Annotated in this window: 28 protein-coding genes; all 28 read left to right on the top strand. The window is 34.2% G+C overall.

Annotated features, from left to right (window positions below):
- Window positions 1-2: 2 nt before the first annotated feature.
- The 28 genes from fusA to rpsD all read left to right on the top strand — a co-directional run bounded on the left by fusA (window position 3) and on the right by rpsD (window position 14,772).
- Window positions 3-2,129, top strand: a complete 2,127-nt coding sequence (fusA, locus tag ACN5J3_RS03975) for an elongation factor G (RefSeq protein WP_417290211.1) — start codon at window positions 3-5, stop codon at window positions 2,127-2,129.
- A gap of 12 nt (window positions 2,130-2,141) precedes the next feature.
- Window positions 2,142-2,447, top strand: a complete 306-nt coding sequence (gene rpsJ, locus ACN5J3_RS03970) for a 30S ribosomal protein S10 (RefSeq protein ID WP_007650482.1) — start codon at window positions 2,142-2,144, stop codon at window positions 2,445-2,447.
- A gap of 146 nt (window positions 2,448-2,593) precedes the next feature.
- On the top strand, window positions 2,594-3,211 hold the full coding sequence (gene rplC / locus ACN5J3_RS03965) for a 50S ribosomal protein L3 (protein WP_344725838.1): 618 nt from the start codon (window positions 2,594-2,596) through the stop codon (window positions 3,209-3,211).
- Complete coding sequence (gene rplD, locus ACN5J3_RS03960) at window positions 3,211-3,840, top strand: 50S ribosomal protein L4 (RefSeq protein WP_418510845.1); 630 nt, start codon at window positions 3,211-3,213, stop codon at window positions 3,838-3,840. Before rplC ends, rplD begins: the two co-directional genes overlap by 1 nt.
- A 7-nt stretch (window positions 3,841-3,847) precedes the next feature.
- Window positions 3,848-4,138, top strand: a complete 291-nt coding sequence (gene rplW, locus ACN5J3_RS03955) for a 50S ribosomal protein L23 (RefSeq protein ID WP_417290209.1) — start codon at window positions 3,848-3,850, stop codon at window positions 4,136-4,138.
- A 10-nt stretch (window positions 4,139-4,148) separates the two neighbouring features.
- Complete coding sequence (gene rplB / locus ACN5J3_RS03950; protein ID WP_344725832.1) at window positions 4,149-4,973, top strand: 50S ribosomal protein L2; 825 nt, start codon at window positions 4,149-4,151, stop codon at window positions 4,971-4,973.
- Window positions 4,974-4,979: 6 nt separating this feature from the next.
- Entirely contained in the window at window positions 4,980-5,258 is a 279-nt protein-coding gene (gene rpsS, locus ACN5J3_RS03945) for a 30S ribosomal protein S19 (protein WP_027880209.1), read from the top strand.
- A 6-nt stretch (window positions 5,259-5,264) separates the two neighbouring features.
- Window positions 5,265-5,672 (top strand): 50S ribosomal protein L22, encoded by a 408-nt coding sequence (rplV, locus tag ACN5J3_RS03940; protein ID WP_344725829.1) that lies wholly within the window; start codon window positions 5,265-5,267, stop codon window positions 5,670-5,672.
- Window positions 5,673-5,681: 9 nt separating this feature from the next.
- Complete coding sequence (gene rpsC, locus ACN5J3_RS03935) at window positions 5,682-6,395, top strand: 30S ribosomal protein S3 (protein WP_344725827.1); 714 nt, start codon at window positions 5,682-5,684, stop codon at window positions 6,393-6,395.
- 20 nt (window positions 6,396-6,415) lie between these two features.
- A complete protein-coding gene (gene rplP, locus ACN5J3_RS03930) occupies window positions 6,416-6,835 on the top strand; it encodes a 50S ribosomal protein L16 (protein WP_344725825.1) in 420 nt (139 codons plus the stop codon).
- Between the two features lie 13 nt (window positions 6,836-6,848).
- Window positions 6,849-7,040, top strand: coding sequence for a 50S ribosomal protein L29 (gene rpmC, locus ACN5J3_RS03925; protein WP_417290208.1), 192 nt, complete (start codon window positions 6,849-6,851; stop codon window positions 7,038-7,040).
- Window positions 7,041-7,052: 12 nt separating this feature from the next.
- Window positions 7,053-7,310 (top strand): 30S ribosomal protein S17, encoded by a 258-nt coding sequence (gene rpsQ, locus ACN5J3_RS03920; RefSeq protein WP_119030689.1) that lies wholly within the window; start codon window positions 7,053-7,055, stop codon window positions 7,308-7,310.
- Window positions 7,311-7,312: 2 nt separating this feature from the next.
- Window positions 7,313-7,681 carry a 50S ribosomal protein L14 gene (gene rplN, locus ACN5J3_RS03915; RefSeq protein ID WP_344725817.1) on the top strand — a complete coding sequence of 123 codons (369 nt, stop codon included), beginning with the start codon at window positions 7,313-7,315 and terminating at the stop codon, window positions 7,679-7,681.
- 11 nt (window positions 7,682-7,692) lie between these two features.
- Window positions 7,693-8,004, top strand: coding sequence for a 50S ribosomal protein L24 (gene rplX / locus ACN5J3_RS03910; RefSeq protein ID WP_344725816.1), 312 nt, complete (start codon window positions 7,693-7,695; stop codon window positions 8,002-8,004).
- Between the two features lie 2 nt (window positions 8,005-8,006).
- Window positions 8,007-8,558 (top strand): 50S ribosomal protein L5, encoded by a 552-nt coding sequence (gene rplE / locus ACN5J3_RS03905; protein ID WP_344725815.1) that lies wholly within the window; start codon window positions 8,007-8,009, stop codon window positions 8,556-8,558.
- A 3-nt stretch (window positions 8,559-8,561) separates the two neighbouring features.
- On the top strand, window positions 8,562-8,831 hold the full coding sequence (gene rpsN, locus ACN5J3_RS03900; protein WP_027880200.1) for a 30S ribosomal protein S14: 270 nt from the start codon (window positions 8,562-8,564) through the stop codon (window positions 8,829-8,831).
- Between the two features lie 73 nt (window positions 8,832-8,904).
- Entirely contained in the window at window positions 8,905-9,303 is a 399-nt protein-coding gene (rpsH, locus tag ACN5J3_RS03895; RefSeq protein WP_344725810.1) for a 30S ribosomal protein S8, read from the top strand.
- A gap of 17 nt (window positions 9,304-9,320) precedes the next feature.
- Window positions 9,321-9,863 (top strand): 50S ribosomal protein L6, encoded by a 543-nt coding sequence (gene rplF, locus ACN5J3_RS03890; protein ID WP_417290207.1) that lies wholly within the window; start codon window positions 9,321-9,323, stop codon window positions 9,861-9,863.
- A gap of 10 nt (window positions 9,864-9,873) precedes the next feature.
- A complete protein-coding gene (gene rplR / locus ACN5J3_RS03885) occupies window positions 9,874-10,230 on the top strand; it encodes a 50S ribosomal protein L18 (RefSeq protein ID WP_418510844.1) in 357 nt (118 codons plus the stop codon).
- A gap of 6 nt (window positions 10,231-10,236) precedes the next feature.
- Window positions 10,237-10,761: a 30S ribosomal protein S5 gene (rpsE, locus tag ACN5J3_RS03880; protein ID WP_344725804.1), complete on the top strand. Its 525-nt coding sequence runs from the start codon at window positions 10,237-10,239 to the stop codon at window positions 10,759-10,761.
- Between the two features lie 15 nt (window positions 10,762-10,776).
- Window positions 10,777-10,959 carry a 50S ribosomal protein L30 gene (gene rpmD / locus ACN5J3_RS03875; protein ID WP_054729595.1) on the top strand — a complete coding sequence of 61 codons (183 nt, stop codon included), beginning with the start codon at window positions 10,777-10,779 and terminating at the stop codon, window positions 10,957-10,959.
- A 12-nt stretch (window positions 10,960-10,971) separates the two neighbouring features.
- A complete protein-coding gene (gene rplO / locus ACN5J3_RS03870) occupies window positions 10,972-11,424 on the top strand; it encodes a 50S ribosomal protein L15 (protein WP_418508374.1) in 453 nt (150 codons plus the stop codon).
- A 14-nt stretch (window positions 11,425-11,438) separates the two neighbouring features.
- Window positions 11,439-12,782, top strand: coding sequence for a preprotein translocase subunit SecY (gene secY, locus ACN5J3_RS03865; RefSeq protein WP_418508373.1), 1,344 nt, complete (start codon window positions 11,439-11,441; stop codon window positions 12,780-12,782).
- A gap of 11 nt (window positions 12,783-12,793) precedes the next feature.
- The gene (infA, locus tag ACN5J3_RS03860) at window positions 12,794-13,009 is read left to right on the top strand and encodes a translation initiation factor IF-1 (RefSeq protein WP_007094967.1); all 216 of its coding nucleotides are present in this window, start codon (window positions 12,794-12,796) and stop codon (window positions 13,007-13,009) included.
- Between the two features lie 4 nt (window positions 13,010-13,013).
- The gene (gene ykgO, locus ACN5J3_RS03855; protein ID WP_013305171.1) at window positions 13,014-13,130 is read left to right on the top strand and encodes a type B 50S ribosomal protein L36; all 117 of its coding nucleotides are present in this window, start codon (window positions 13,014-13,016) and stop codon (window positions 13,128-13,130) included.
- Window positions 13,131-13,132: 2 nt separating this feature from the next.
- Window positions 13,133-13,507, top strand: a complete 375-nt coding sequence (gene rpsM, locus ACN5J3_RS03850) for a 30S ribosomal protein S13 (RefSeq protein WP_344725793.1) — start codon at window positions 13,133-13,135, stop codon at window positions 13,505-13,507.
- Window positions 13,508-13,610: 103 nt separating this feature from the next.
- A complete protein-coding gene (gene rpsK, locus ACN5J3_RS03845; RefSeq protein WP_344725791.1) occupies window positions 13,611-13,994 on the top strand; it encodes a 30S ribosomal protein S11 in 384 nt (127 codons plus the stop codon).
- A gap of 172 nt (window positions 13,995-14,166) precedes the next feature.
- On the top strand, window positions 14,167-14,772 hold the full coding sequence (gene rpsD / locus ACN5J3_RS03840) for a 30S ribosomal protein S4 (protein ID WP_417290205.1): 606 nt from the start codon (window positions 14,167-14,169) through the stop codon (window positions 14,770-14,772).
- The last annotated feature ends 42 nt before the right edge of the window (window positions 14,773-14,814 follow it).

The following is a 14,814-nucleotide window of genomic DNA, read 5'->3' as shown; positions in this document are numbered from 1 at the left end:
ACATGGCAAGAGATTTAAAATACACAAGAAATATAGGTATTGCTGCACATATTGATGCAGGGAAAACGACAACAACAGAGCGTATTCTTTTTTATACAGGTGTTTCGCATAAAATTGGTGAAGTTCATGATGGAGCTTCTACAATGGACTGGATGGAGCAAGAAGCAGAAAGAGGTATTACAATTACTTCTGCTGCAACTACTTGTACATGGCAGTTTCCTTTAGAGAATGCGCAACCTACTCCTGATACAAAAGGATATCACTTTAATATTATTGATACTCCAGGTCACGTTGATTTTACTGTAGAAGTAAATAGATCATTACGTGTATTAGATGGTTTAGTATTCTTATTTAGTGCTGTTGATGGTGTTGAGCCGCAATCAGAAACTAACTGGAGACTTGCAGATAACTATAAAGTACCTCGTATTGGTTTCGTTAACAAAATGGACCGTCAAGGGTCTAATTTCCTTGCTGTTTGTCAGCAAGTAAAAGACATGTTAAAGTCTAATGCAGTGCCAATCGTATTAAATATCGGTGATGAAGCTGATTTTAAAGGTATTGTAGATTTAGTTAAAAACAGAGCTATTGTATGGCATGATGATAACTATGGTTCTACATTTGACGTAGTTGAAATTCCTGATGATTTAAAAGAAGAAGCTCGTAAATACAGAGCGTTATTAATCGAGGAAGTAGCAACTTACGATGAAAACTTATTAGAAAAATTCATGGAAGATGAAGATTCTATTACAGAAGAAGAAGTGCACGCTGCACTTAGAGCTGCTGTAATGGATATGGCTATCATACCAATGATATGTGGTTCTTCTTTCAAAAATAAAGGTGTTCAATTCTTATTAGATGCGGTATGTCGTTACTTACCATCACCTTTAGATAGAGATAATATTGTAGGAACAAATCCTGTTACAGGAGCAGAAGAGTCTCGTAAGCCAGATGCAAAAGCACCATTTTCTGCTTTAGCATTTAAAATTGCAACAGATCCTTTCGTAGGGCGTTTAGCATTCTTCCGCGCTTATTCAGGACGTTTAGATGCTGGTTCTTACATTTTAAATAACCGTTCAGGAAAAAAAGAACGTATTTCTAGAATCTATCAAATGCACTCTAACAAACAAAACGCTATCGATTTTATCGAAGCTGGAGATATAGGTGCAGCAGTAGGATTTAAAGATATCAAGACTGGTGATACTATGTCTGATGAGAAAAATCCAATTGTATTAGAATCTATGGATTTCCCTGATCCGGTAATTGGTATCGCAGTTGAGCCTAAAACTAAAGCTGATGTTGATAAACTAGGTATGGCTTTAGGTAAACTAGCTGAAGAAGATCCAACGTTTACAGTTAGAACTGATGAAGCTTCAGGTCAAACAATTATATCAGGAATGGGTGAGCTTCACTTAGATATCATTGTTGATCGTCTTAAAAGAGAATTTAAGGTTGAAGTAAGTCAAGGTCAACCTCAAGTAGAGTACAAAGAAGCTATCATGAGACGTGCAGAACACAGAGAAGTTTACAAAAAACAATCTGGTGGACGTGGAAAATTCGCAGATATTGTATTTACTCTTGAACCTGCAGAAGAAGGAAAAGAAGGATTAGAGTTTATTTCTGAAATTAAAGGTGGTAACGTTCCTAAAGAATTTATCCCTTCAATTGAGAAAGGATTTAAAATGGCAATGCAAAACGGTCCTTTAGCAGGATACGAAGTTGATGCTATGAAAGTTACATTAACAGATGGTTCATATCACGATGTAGATTCTGATCAACTATCTTTCGAATTAGCTGCAAAATTAGGTTTCAAAGCTGCTGCAAAAGCTGCAAAAGCTGTTATTATGGAGCCAATGATGAAGTTAGAAGTTATCACACCAGAAGAAAACATGGGTGATATCGTAGGAGACCTTAACCGTCGTAGAGGACAAGTAAGTGACATGGGAGATAGAGCTGGAGCAAAAACAGTAAAAGCAATAGTTCCTTTATCAGAAATGTTTGGATATGTAACAACATTAAGAACATTATCATCTGGACGTGCGACATCAACAATGGAATTTTCACACTATGCTGAAACTCCTTCAAACATATCTGAAGAAGTAATTAAAGCAGCAAAAGGCGTAGAAGCTTAATACCTAAAAGAAATGAGTCAAAAAATCAGAATAAAATTAAAGTCTTACGATCATAATTTAGTTGATAAGTCTGCTGATAAGATTGTAAAAACAGTAAAAAGTACTGGTGCTGTTGTAACAGGTCCAATTCCTTTACCAACACACAAAAAGATTTTCACTGTATTACGTTCACCACACGTAAATAAGAAGTCAAGAGAACAGTTTCAATTAAGCTCTTATAAGAGATTATTAGATATCTATTCTTCATCTTCTAAAACAATTGACGCTCTTATGAAATTAGAGTTGCCAAGTGGTGTAGAAGTAGAGATCAAAGTGTAAGGCACTTATAAAGCATCTAGTTTTAATTAGATGTAAACATGTCCTCAACGAAGGTTGTGGAAAAACGGATAAAATACAATTCAAGGCTGAAACGTATTTTTCAGCCTTGAGTTTTAATAAATAAATTAATAATTAAATAAATAAATATGTCTGGGTTAATTGGAAAAAAAATCGGTATGACCAGCATTTTCGATGAAAATGGAAAAAACATTCCATGTACAGTAATCGAAGCAGGTCCATGTATCGTTACCCAAGTCAGAACTGAAGAAGTTGATGGCTATAATGCTGTTCAATTAGGTTTCGATGACGCGACAGAAAAAAGTGCTACTAAAGCAGACTTAGGTCACGCTAAAAAAGCAGGAACTTCTGTAAAACGCAAAATCGTTGAATTTAAAGGTTTTGATGCGGAGTACAAATTAGGTGATGCAATCACTGTAGAGCACTTTGTAGAAGGTGAGTTTGTTGATGTTTCAGGAACATCAAAAGGAAAAGGATTCCAAGGAGTTGTTAAACGTCATGGATTTGGTGGTGTAGGTCAAGCTACTCACGGTCAGCATAACCGTTTAAGAGCACCAGGATCAATTGGAGCTGCGTCTTATCCAGCACGTGTATTCAAAGGAATGCGCATGGCAGGAAGAATGGGTGGTGAAAAAGTGAAAGTTGAAAATTTAAGAGTTTTAAAAGTAGTTCCAGAAAAGAACTTACTAGTTGTTAAGGGATGTGTTCCTGGACACAAAAACGCTTATGTAATTATTAGAAAGTAATGAAAGTAGCAGTTTTAGATATAAACGGAAAAGATACAGGTAGAAAGGTAGACCTTTCTAAAGATGTATTTGCTATTGAGCCTAATAATCATGCAGTGTACTTGGATGTTAAACAATATTTAGCAAACCAAAGACAAGGTACTCACAAATCTAAAGAAAGAGCAGAGATAGCTGGTAGTACACGTAAGATTAAAAAACAAAAAGGAACAGGAACAGCTAGAGCAGGAAGCATTAAGTCTGGAGTATTCAAAGGTGGTGGACGTATGTTCGGACCAAGACCAAGAAACTACAGCTTCAAGCTTAACAAAAACGTAAAGCGATTAGCTAGAAAATCTGCCTTAACAATCAAAGCTAATGAAAACTCAATTGTTGTATTAGAAGATTTTAATTTTGATACTCCAAAGACAAAAAATTTCACAGCTATTTTAAAGGCTTTAGATTTAGAAAATAAAAAATCTCTCTTTGTGTTGGGTGCGTCAAATAATAATGTATATTTGTCGTCACGCAATTTAAAAAGCTCTGAAGTTGTAAGTAATTCACAATTAAACACTTACAAAATATTAAACGCAAATAGTGTTGTGCTTTTAGAGAGCTCTTTAGAAGAAATTGAAACGAATTTAAGTAAATAAGAAGACCATGAGTATCTTAATTAAACCTATAATCACAGAAAAAGCTACAACTCAAAGTGAGTTGTTGAATAGCTATACATTTCAAGTGAATACAAAGGCGAACAAGGTAGAAATAAAAAAAGCAGTTGAAGCTGCTTATGGTGTTTCTGTTGAAAAAGTTCGTACTATAAATGTCCGTCCAGATAGAAGAACCCGTTATACAAAAACAGGTATTCAGCATGGTAAAACAAATGCAGTTAAAAAAGCAATTGTACAACTGGCGGAAGGTGAAATGATTGATTTATACACTAACATGTAATTAAAGACAAATGTCAGTAAGAAAATTAAAACCAATCACACCAGGACAGCGATTTAGAGTAGTAAATGGATTTGACGCCATTACTACTGATAAGCCGGAGAAAAGTTTATTAGCTCCGAAAAAAAGGTCTGGTGGTAGAAACAGTCAAGGAAAAATGACTATGCGCTACAAAGGTGGTGGTCATAAGAAGAGATATCGTATTATCGATTTCAAGCGTAACAAAACTGGAATTCCAGCAGAAGTTAAGTCTATTGAGTACGATCCAAATAGAACAGCATTTATTGCGCTTTTAAACTATCAAGATGGTGAGAAGCGTTATATCATTGCTCAAAACGGTTTGCAGGTAGGTCAGACAGTTGTTTCTGGAGAAGGAGCAACAACTGAAATAGGTAATGCAATGCCATTAAGCAAAATTCCTTTAGGAACTATAATATCTTGTGTTGAGTTACGTCCTGGGCAAGGAGCAGTTATGGCTCGTAGTGCAGGTGCTTTTGCTCAATTAATGGCGAGAGACGGTAAATTTGCAACTGTAAAATTACCATCAGGAGAAACTCGTTTAATATTAGTGACTTGTATGGCGACAGTAGGAGTTGTATCAAATTCAGATCATCAATTGTTAGTGTCAGGTAAAGCTGGTAGAACAAGATGGTTAGGAAGAAGACCTCGTACTAGACCAGTAGTTATGAACCCTGTTGATCATCCAATGGGTGGTGGTGAAGGAAGATCTTCTGGAGGTCACCCACGTTCTAGAAATGGTGTACCTGCTAAAGGTTATAGAACCCGTTCTAAAACAAAAGCGAGTAATAAGTATATTGTAGAACGTAGAAAGAAATAATAAATCATGGCAAGATCATTAAAAAAAGGACCTTACGTTCATTATAAATTAGAGAAAAAAGTAGCTGCCAATGTTGAAGCTAACAAGAAAACAGTAATCAAAACTTGGTCAAGAGCAAGTATGATTACTCCAGATTTTGTTGGTCAAACAATTGCAGTGCATAACGGTCGTCAATTTGTACCTGTTTATGTAACTGAAAACATGGTAGGACATAAATTAGGAGAATTTTCACCAACAAGATCTTTTAGAGGTCATGCGGGTGCTAAAAACAAAGGTAAAAAGTAGTAAGCTATGGGAAGTCGTAAAAAACAAATGGCAGACGCTATTAAGGAAGCAAAAAAACAAGTAGCTTTTGCAAAACTTAATAACTGTCCTACATCACCAAGAAAAATGCGTTTAGTAGCCGATTTAGTAAGAGGTGAACGCGTAGAGAAAGCGCTTAATATTTTGAAATTCAGTCAAAAAGAAGCTTCAAATCGTTTAGAGAAATTGTTATTATCTGCAATTGCAAACTGGCAAGCTAAAAACGAAGATGCAAGTATTGAAGAAGCTGAATTATTTGTAAAAGAAATACGAGTTGATGGTGGGGCAATGTTAAAAAGATTGCGTCCAGCACCGCAAGGTCGTGCACACAGAATAAGAAAACGTTCAAACCACGTAACATTAGTGGTTGGAGCTAACAATAATACACAAAGTTAAGATAGAGATATGGGACAAAAAACAAATCCAATCGGAAATCGCTTAGGAATTATCAGAGGATGGGAATCTAACTGGTTCGGAGGAAACGATTATGGTGATAAACTTGCCGAAGACGATAAGATCAGAAAGTACGTTCACGTACGTCTATCTAAAGCTAGTGTTTCAAGAGTAATTATCGAAAGAACTCTTAAACTTGTAACCGTTACTATCACTACTGCTAGACCTGGTATCATTATCGGAAAAGGTGGACAAGAGGTAGACAAGTTAAAAGAAGAGCTTAAGAAAATTACTGGTAAAGAAGTTCAAATAAACATATTTGAAATTAAAAGACCTGAACTTGATGCGCATTTAGTAGCAGCAAGTATTGCTCGTCAAATAGAAAATAGAATTTCTTACAGACGTGCAATAAAAATGGCTATCGCTGCAACAATGCGAATGAATGCTGAAGGAATAAAAATTCAAATTAGTGGTCGTTTAAATGGTGCTGAAATGGCACGTAGTGAACACTATAAAGAAGGACGTATTCCTTTGTCAACATTTAGAGCCGATATTGACTATGCTTTAGTAGAAGCACATACTACTTATGGTAGATTAGGTGTAAAAGTATGGATCATGAAAGGTGAAGTATATGGTAAAAGAGAACTTTCTCCGCTTGTTGGTCTATCTAAGAAGCAAGGAAAAGGTGGACGTGGAGGAAACAATAAACCTCGTCGTAGAAAGTAATTTTTTAAAGAAAAGAAGACATGTTACAGCCGAAAAGAACAAAATTTCGTAAGCAACAAAAAGGGCGCATGAAAGGAAATGCCGGAAGAGGGCATAGATTATCAAGCGGAACTTTTGGAATAAAATCATTAGACTCTTGTTTTATTACAGCTCGTCAAATTGAAGCAGCTCGTATTGCCGCTACACGTTACATGAAAAGAGAAGGATCTATCTGGATTAAAATTTTCCCAGATAAGCCAATTACAAAGAAACCTCTTGAAGTACGTATGGGTAAAGGAAAAGGTGCTGTTGAGTATTGGGCAGCCGTTGTAAAGCCAGGAAGAATATTATTTGAAGTTGGTGGTGTTCCTTTAGACGTAGCTAAAGAAGCATTACGTTTAGCAGCTCAAAAATTACCTGTAAAAACAAAGTTTATAATTGCTAGAGATTACGAAGCATAATTTATTTGATATTATGAAACAATCAGAAATTAAAGAATTATCTGTAGCTGAGTTACAAGAAAAACTTAGTGAGACAAAAAAGAGCTATTCTGAAATGAAAATGGCTCACGCAATTTCTCCTCTAGAGAATCCAATTCAAATACGTTCTGCAAGAAGAACTGTAGCTAGAATTGCGACAGAATTAACTAAAAGAGAAATACAATAATTCTGCATAAAGATGGAAACAAGAAATTTAAGAAAAGAACGTATAGGAATTGTTACTAGTAACAAAATGCAGAAATCAATTGTGGTATCTGAAGTTAAGAAAGTAAAACATCCTATGTATGGAAAATTCGTGTTAAAAACAAAGAAATACGTTGCACACGATGAAACAAACGATTGTAACATTGGAGATACTGTAAAGATCATGGAAACAAGACCTTTAAGTAAATCTAAATGTTGGAGATTAGTTGAAATAATTGAAAGAGCGAAGTAATTATGGTACAGACAGAATCAAGATTAAAAGTAGCTGATAACACTGGAGCTAAAGAAGTATTAACAATACGTGTTCTAGGTGGTACTAAAAGACGATACGCTTCTGTAGGAGACAAAATAGTTGTCTCTGTAAAAGATGCAACTCCTAATGGAAACATTAAAAAAGGAGCTGTTTCTACAGCAGTAGTAGTTCGTACTGTAAAAGAAGTAAGAAGACCAGACGGATCTTACATTAGATTTGACGATAACGCATGTGTTTTATTAAACCCAACAGGTGAGATGAGAGGAACACGTGTTTTTGGTCCTGTTGCAAGAGAACTTCGTGATAAACAATTCATGAAAATTGTATCATTAGCACCTGAAGTGCTTTAATGACTAAAAAAATGACAAAGCTTAAAATAAAATCAGGAGATACAGTAAAAGTTATAGCTGGAGATCACAAAGGATCTGAAGGTAAAGTTTTACAAGTATTAAAAGATAAGAACAAAGCGATTGTTGAGGGAATCAACATGGTTAAGAAACATACTAAACCAAGTGCACAAAACCCTCAAGGTGGAATCGTAGAAAAAGAAGCGGCTATTCACGTATCAAACTTATCATTACTTACTTCAAAAGGAGAAGAAACAAGAGTAGGATACAGAATGGAAGGCGATAAGAAAGTGAGATTTTCTAAAAAATCTAATGAAGTAATATAGTTATGGCATATACACCGAGACTTAAAGAAGAGTACAAAAGCAAAGTAATTGCTGCTCTAACAGACGAATTTGGTTATCAAAATGTAATGCAAGTACCTAAATTGCAAAAGATAGTATTATCTAGAGGTGTAGGTGCTGCAGTAGCAGACAAAAAATTAATTGATCACGCTGTTGATGAATTAACAACGATAACAGGACAAAAAGCTATAGCAACAATATCTAAAAAAGACGTTGCATCTTTTAAATTACGTAAAGGCATGCCAATTGGAGCAAAAGTAACTTTACGTGGAGAAAGAATGTATGAATTTTTAGATCGTTTAATAACTTCAGCATTACCACGTGTAAGAGATTTTAATGGAATTAAAGCGACTGGTTTTGATGGTAGAGGTAATTACAATTTAGGAATTACAGAACAAATTATATTCCCAGAAATTGATATCGATAAGGTAAACAAAATTTCAGGTATGGATATTACATTTGTAACTACTGCTGAAACTGATAAAGAAGCAAAATCATTATTAACACAATTAGGATTACCATTCCAAAAGAATTAAGATATGGCTAAAGAATCAATGAAAGCCCGTGAGGTAAAAAGAGCTAAAACAGTAGCAAAGTATGCTGAAAAACGTAAAGCTTTAAAAGAAGCTGGAGATTACGAAGCATTACAAAAGTTACCAAAAAACGCTTCACCTGTACGTATGCACAACCGTTGTAAATTAACAGGAAGACCTAAAGGTTACATGAGAACTTTTGGTATTTCACGTGTTATGTTCAGAGAAATGGCAAACAAAGGGTTAATACCTGGTGTTAAAAAAGCCAGCTGGTAAAAAATTAAATATTTATAAACTGGTTTCAGGTTTAGCAAACATTGTTAAAAACCGTTACCGCAAATTAATAACTATGTACACAGATCCAATAGCGGATTATCTAACAAGAATTAGAAACGCAGTACGTGCTAATCACAGAGTAGTAGAGATACCTGCATCTAATCTTAAAAAAGAAATCACTAAAATATTATTCGACCAAGGATATATTTTAAGTTACAAATTCGAAGACAACACAGTACAAGGAACTATTAAAATAGCTCTTAAGTACAACAAGGAAACAAAAGAATCTGTAATTAAGAAAATTCAAAGAATAAGTAAACCAGGTTTACGTAAGTATGCAAGTTCAAAAGACTTACCTAGAATCCTTAATGGTCTTGGTATTGCCATAGTTTCTACATCTCACGGTGTAATGACAGGTAAACAAGCTCAAAGAGAAAATGTAGGTGGTGAAGTATTGTGTTACGTTTACTAATTTAAAGCAGAAAGAACATGTCAAGAATAGGTAATAACCCAGTAGCAATTCCAGAAGGAGTTACAGTAGAAGTTAAAGACAATGTAATTACTGTAAAAGGTAAATTAGGTGAATTAACTCAAGAATTTTCTTCAGTATCAGTAAAAGTTGAAGAAGGAAATGTAATAGTAGAACGTTCTTCTGAAAAGAAAGAAGAAAAATCTAAACACGGTCTTTATAGAGCATTAGTTGCAAATATGATTCATGGTGTATCTAACGGATGGACTAAAGAATTAGAACTAGTAGGTGTTGGATATAGAGCAAGTAACCAAGGACAAAAATTAGATTTGGCTTTAGGTTTTTCTCATAACATTATTATTGATTTAGCTCCTGAAATCAAGGTAGAAACAGTATCTGATAAAGGTAAGAACCCAATAGTAAAATTAACATCTCATGACAAACAACTTGTAGGTCAAGTAGCTGCAAAAATACGTGGCTTTAGAAAACCAGAACCTTACAAAGGAAAAGGAGTTAAGTTTGTTGGTGAAGAAATTAGAAGAAAAGCAGGTAAATCAGCTTAATAAGTAAGTTATGGCATTAACAAAGAACGAAAGAAGATTAAGAATAAAAAACAGAGTTCGTAAAATAGTTTCAGGAACTGAATCTAGACCAAGACTATCTGTTTTTAGAAGTAATAAAGAAATTTATGCTCAAATTGTTGATGATGTTACTGGTAAAACAATCAGTTCATCATCTTCAAGAGACAAAGATATTAGCTCTGCAAAAGGGACAAAATCAGAAATAGCTGCACTAGTAGGTAAATCTGTTGCTGAAAAAGCTCTTAAGGCAGGAATTGAAACAATCTCTTTTGATAGAGGAGGTTATTTATATCATGGACGTGTTAAATCATTAGCCGAAGGAGCTAGAGAAGCAGGACTTAAATTTTAAGAAATTATGTATCAAAAATATAAAAGTGCAGAACTAGTAAAACCAAGTGGATTAGATCTTAAAGATCGTTTAGTTGGTGTACAAAGAGTTACAAAAGTAACAAAAGGTGGTAGAGCCTTCGGATTTTCAGCTATCGTTGTAGTTGGTGATGAAGCAGGTGTAGTAGGTCACGGTTTAGGAAAATCTAAAGATGTTGCTAGCGCAATTGCAAAAGCAGTTGAAGATGCAAAGAAAAATTTAGTAAGAATTCCTATCGTAAAAGGAACATTACCACACGAACAAAAAGGTAAATTTGGTGGAGCAAGAGTAAACATCATTCCTGCAGCTCCTGGTACAGGAGTAATTGCTGGTGGTGCTGTAAGAACAGTATTAGAAGCAGTAGGTGTACATGATGTATTATCTAAATCTCAAGGATCATCAAACCCACACAACGTTGTAAAAGCAACCTTTGATGCATTATTACAATTAAGAGACGCAAGAACAGTAGCTCGTGATAGAGGTATTTCTCTTGAAAAAGTTTTTAAAGGTTAATAATAAAGAAAAGAGATGGCAAAGATAAAAGTAACAAAAGTAAAAAGTGCAATCAATCGTACTCAAAGACAAAAAAGAACTCTAGAAGCTCTTGGTCTTAAAAAGATTGGACAAGTAAAAGAGCACGAAGCTACACCTAATATTTTAGGTATGGTTGCTAAAGTTTCACATTTAGTTTCTGTTGAAGAAACAAAATAATATAACACTGAAATGGATTTAAGTAATTTAAAACCTGCAGAAGGTTCAGTAAAAAATCAAGGAAAAAGAGTAGGACGTGGTCAAGGATCTGGTAAGGGTGGTACTGCAACTCGTGGTCACAAAGGTGCAAAATCTCGTTCTGGTTACTCTAAGAAAATAGGATTTGAAGGAGGACAAATGCCACTTCAAAGACGTGTTCCAAAATTTGGTTTTACAAACATTAACCGTAAAGAGTACCAAGGCGTAAACCTTGATACTTTACAACAGTTGGTTGATGATAATAAAATTAAAGATACAATAGATTTTGAAACATTAGTTTCTTTAAGATTAGCTGGTAAAAATGACCTAGTTAAAATATTAGGAAGAGGCGAATTAAAATCTAAATTAAAAGTATCTGCTCATAAATTTACTGCTTCAGCAAAAGCTGCTATAGAAGCTGCCGGAGGAGAAGCTGTAACATTATAATTCACGACAAGCGCATGAAATTTATAGAAACAATTAAAAATGTTTGGAAAATAGAAGAACTAAGAAACAGAATCGTAGTAACCCTAGGTCTGTTATTAGTTTACCGTTTTGGCGCTCAAGTTGTTTTACCAGGTATTGATGCAGCGCAATTAGAAAACCTTCAAGGCAACACAGAAGAAGGCCTTTTAGGACTTCTTAATGCCTTTACAGGAGGTGCTTTTGCTAATGCATCAGTTTTTGCTTTAGGTATTATGCCTTATATATCAGCATCTATTGTAGTTCAGTTAATGGGTATTGCAATACCATATCTACAAAAACTACAAAAAGAAGGAGCAAGTGGACAAAAGAAAATAACACAAATTACACGTTGGTTAACCATTGCAATTTGTTTAGTTCAAGCTCCAGGATATTTAGCTAGTTTACCAGCATTAGGAATACCAACATCAGCATTTTTATTAGGTCAAGGAGGTATCTTCTATGTTTCATCTGTAATAATCTTAATAACAGGAACCATATTTGCAATGTGGTTAGGAGAAAAGATAACAGATAAAGGAATAGGAAACGGTATCTCTTTATTAATTATGGTAGGAATCATTGCTAATTTACCTCAAAGTTTCTTATTAAATGCATCATCTAGATTAGAGACTAACAGCGTTATGCTTATAGTAATAGAATTAGTAATTTGGTTAGTTATTATCTTACTATCTATTATGTTAGTAATGGCAGTTAGAAAAATAGCTGTTCAATATGCTAGAAGAACTGCATCAGGAGGTTATGAGAAAAATGTTTTTGGTTCAAGACAATTCTTACCTTTAAAACTAAATGCCTCTGGTGTAATGCCAATCATTTTTGCTCAAGCAATTATGTTTGTACCTGGTCTAATAGGCGGATCATCTTTCTTAAAAGAGACTGCAACAGGACAATGGATGCAAACAAACTTTGCTGACATATTTGGTCTTTGGTACAATATTGTATTTGGATTCTTAATAATCGTATTTACATACTTTTATACAGCAATTACAGTACCAACAAATAAAATGGCAGATGACTTAAAACGTAGTGGTGGTTTTATACCTGGAATTAGACCAGGAAGTGAAACATCTGAATATTTAGACAAAGTAATGTCTCAAATTACTTTACCTGGATCTATATTTTTAGCGCTTATAGCTGTGTTCCCAGCAATTATTGTAAAGCTAATGAATGTGCAAACAGGTTGGGCTTTATTTTTTGGTGGAACATCACTATTAATTATGGTTGGAGTTGCAATAGACACTATGCAGCAAGTAAACTCTTACTTGTTAAATAGACATTATGATGGCTTGATGAAAACTGGTAAAAATAGAAAAGCAGTAGCTTAATTACTTATACTATGGCAAAACAAGCAGCAATAGAACAAGACGGAACAATTATAGAAGCATTATCAAATGCAATGTTTCGTGTTGAATTAGAAAATGGTCACATTGTGACAGCACACATATCTGGTAAAATGCGTATGCATTACATAAAATTATTACCAGGAGATAAAGTAAAATTAGAAATGAGTCCTTACGATTTAACGAAGGCTCGAATAACCTATAGATACTAATACTATGAAAGTAAGAGCATCAGTAAAAAAACGTAGCGCAGATTGTAAAATAGTGCGTAGAAAAGGTAGACTTTACGTAATAAACAAAAAGAATCCTAGATTCAAACAAAGACAAGGATAATTATGGCAAGAATTGCAGGTGTAGACATACCAAAGAACAAAAGAGGAGTTATCTCCCTTACTTATATCTATGGAATAGGTAGAAGTAGAGCAAAAGAAATTTTAGCTACTGCTAAAGTTGATGAAAGTACAAAAGTACAGGATTGGACAGATGACGAAATTGGAAACATTCGTGAAGCTGTAGGATCATTTACTATTGAAGGTGAATTACGTTCTGAAACTCAATTAAACATTAAGCGATTAATGGATATTGGGTGTTACAGAGGTATTCGTCATAGAGCAGGACTTCCTTTAAGAGGTCAACGTACTAAAAACAACTCTAGAACAAGAAAAGGTAGAAGAAAAACAGTTGCTAACAAAAAAATGGCAACTAAATAATAAGACATTAGTCATTAGAGTTTAGACGTTAGATGAATCTGTTTGAAATAGCAATGTTTAGGATTCTAACAACTAAAAGCTAACAACTAGAAACTAAAATAATATGGCAAAGTCAAGTACAAAAAAACGAAAAGTAATAGTTGAGTCTATTGGAGAAGCTCACGTAACAGCTTCTTTCAATAATATCATTATCTCACTTACTAACAAAAAAGGAGACGTTATTTCATGGTCTTCAGCTGGTAAAATGGGATTCCGTGGATCTAAAAAGAACACTCCTTATGCAGCTCAATTAGCAGCAGAAGATGCAGCAGCAGTTGCTCAAGAAGCTGGATTGAAAAAAGTAAAGGTATATGTTAAAGGTCCAGGAAATGGTAGAGAATCTGCTATTCGTTCTATCCACAATGCAGGTATAGAAGTAACAGAAATTATCGATGTTACTCCATTACCACATAATGGATGTCGCCCTCCAAAACGTAGAAGAGTTTAATTTATAGACTATTAAAATTAATATCAATTGTTTTTTACAGTTGATATTAATTTTTTTATACGTAAATTTGCAAACTGAAAAAAAATAACAACAAGTATAACAAGAGATTAACGATTATCGAAGGATAAGATTAAGACCTTAATTCATAATCACTCTTAAATTCAATTTTAAAATGGCAAGATATACTGGTCCTAAAACTAAAATAGCTCGTAAATTTGGTGAAGCTATATATGGAGATGATAAAGCTTTTGAAAAAAGAAACTATCCTCCAGGACAACACGGAGCAAACAAGCGTCGTGGAAAAAAATCTGAATACGCTATCCAGTTAATGGAAAAGCAAAAAGCAAAATATACTTACGGTATATTAGAAAAGCAATTCAGAAACATGTTTAAAAGAGCAACAGCTGCACAAGGTATTACAGGTGAAGTATTACTTCAATTATGTGAATCTCGTTTAGATAATGTTGTATACAGAATGGGAGTTTCTCCTTCAAGAAGTGGTGCGAGACAATTAGTATCTCACAGACACATTACTGTAAATGGAGAAGTAGTAAATATCCCTTCTTACCAATTAAAAGCTGGTGATGTTGTAGGTGTTAGAGAAAAATCTAAATCTTTAGAAGCTATTGATAGATCATTATCTAACTCAAGCAATGTTTACGAGTGGATTACTTTCAACAACGAAACAAAAGAAGGTACTTACGTATCAGTTCCACAAAGAATCCAGATTCCAGAAAATATCAACGAGCAATTCATCGTCGAATTATATTCTAAATAATAAATTTAAAACATTGGTATTTGGCCAAAGGGTTTATTCGTA

The organism is Corallibacter sp. (genome assembly GCF_048381695.1).
Lineage (GTDB): Bacteria > Bacteroidota > Bacteroidia > Flavobacteriales > Flavobacteriaceae > Corallibacter > Corallibacter vietnamensis.
The sequence above is the reverse complement of the archived record's forward strand: the minus strand, read 5'-3'. Positions and strand labels throughout refer to the sequence as shown.

Excerpts from the sequence above, each read along its gene's own strand:
- rplO (WP_418508374.1), top strand. The coding sequence starts at position 10,972 with ATGGATTTAAGTAATTTAAAACCTGCAGAAGGTTCAGTAAAAAATCAA.
- infA (WP_007094967.1), top strand. The coding sequence starts at position 12,794 with ATGGCAAAACAAGCAGCAATAGAACAAGACGGAACAATTATAGAAGCA.
- secY (WP_418508373.1), top strand. The coding sequence starts at position 11,439 with ATGAAATTTATAGAAACAATTAAAAATGTTTGGAAAATAGAAGAACTA.
- ykgO (WP_013305171.1), top strand. The coding sequence starts at position 13,014 with ATGAAAGTAAGAGCATCAGTAAAAAAACGTAGCGCAGATTGTAAAATA.
- rpsJ (WP_007650482.1), top strand. The coding sequence starts at position 2,142 with ATGAGTCAAAAAATCAGAATAAAATTAAAGTCTTACGATCATAATTTA.
- fusA (WP_417290211.1), top strand. The coding sequence starts at position 3 with ATGGCAAGAGATTTAAAATACACAAGAAATATAGGTATTGCTGCACAT.
- rpmD (WP_054729595.1), top strand. The coding sequence starts at position 10,777 with ATGGCAAAGATAAAAGTAACAAAAGTAAAAAGTGCAATCAATCGTACT.
- rpsE (WP_344725804.1), top strand. The coding sequence starts at position 10,237 with ATGTATCAAAAATATAAAAGTGCAGAACTAGTAAAACCAAGTGGATTA.
- rplD (WP_418510845.1), top strand. The coding sequence starts at position 3,211 with ATGAAAGTAGCAGTTTTAGATATAAACGGAAAAGATACAGGTAGAAAG.
- rplW (WP_417290209.1), top strand. The coding sequence starts at position 3,848 with ATGAGTATCTTAATTAAACCTATAATCACAGAAAAAGCTACAACTCAA.
- rpsM (WP_344725793.1), top strand. The coding sequence starts at position 13,133 with ATGGCAAGAATTGCAGGTGTAGACATACCAAAGAACAAAAGAGGAGTT.
- rplB (WP_344725832.1), top strand. The coding sequence starts at position 4,149 with ATGTCAGTAAGAAAATTAAAACCAATCACACCAGGACAGCGATTTAGA.
- rplC (WP_344725838.1), top strand. The coding sequence starts at position 2,594 with ATGTCTGGGTTAATTGGAAAAAAAATCGGTATGACCAGCATTTTCGAT.
- rpsK (WP_344725791.1), top strand. The coding sequence starts at position 13,611 with ATGGCAAAGTCAAGTACAAAAAAACGAAAAGTAATAGTTGAGTCTATT.
- rpmC (WP_417290208.1), top strand. The coding sequence starts at position 6,849 with ATGAAACAATCAGAAATTAAAGAATTATCTGTAGCTGAGTTACAAGAA.
- rplF (WP_417290207.1), top strand. The coding sequence starts at position 9,321 with ATGTCAAGAATAGGTAATAACCCAGTAGCAATTCCAGAAGGAGTTACA.
- rplE (WP_344725815.1), top strand. The coding sequence starts at position 8,007 with ATGGCATATACACCGAGACTTAAAGAAGAGTACAAAAGCAAAGTAATT.
- rpsS (WP_027880209.1), top strand. The coding sequence starts at position 4,980 with ATGGCAAGATCATTAAAAAAAGGACCTTACGTTCATTATAAATTAGAG.
- rplP (WP_344725825.1), top strand. The coding sequence starts at position 6,416 with ATGTTACAGCCGAAAAGAACAAAATTTCGTAAGCAACAAAAAGGGCGC.
- rpsQ (WP_119030689.1), top strand. The coding sequence starts at position 7,053 with ATGGAAACAAGAAATTTAAGAAAAGAACGTATAGGAATTGTTACTAGT.
- rplV (WP_344725829.1), top strand. The coding sequence starts at position 5,265 with ATGGGAAGTCGTAAAAAACAAATGGCAGACGCTATTAAGGAAGCAAAA.
- rplX (WP_344725816.1), top strand. The coding sequence starts at position 7,693 with ATGACAAAGCTTAAAATAAAATCAGGAGATACAGTAAAAGTTATAGCT.
- rplR (WP_418510844.1), top strand. The coding sequence starts at position 9,874 with ATGGCATTAACAAAGAACGAAAGAAGATTAAGAATAAAAAACAGAGTT.
- rplN (WP_344725817.1), top strand. The coding sequence starts at position 7,313 with ATGGTACAGACAGAATCAAGATTAAAAGTAGCTGATAACACTGGAGCT.
- rpsD (WP_417290205.1), top strand. The coding sequence starts at position 14,167 with ATGGCAAGATATACTGGTCCTAAAACTAAAATAGCTCGTAAATTTGGT.
- rpsH (WP_344725810.1), top strand. The coding sequence starts at position 8,905 with ATGTACACAGATCCAATAGCGGATTATCTAACAAGAATTAGAAACGCA.
- rpsC (WP_344725827.1), top strand. The coding sequence starts at position 5,682 with ATGGGACAAAAAACAAATCCAATCGGAAATCGCTTAGGAATTATCAGA.
- rpsN (WP_027880200.1), top strand. The coding sequence starts at position 8,562 with ATGGCTAAAGAATCAATGAAAGCCCGTGAGGTAAAAAGAGCTAAAACA.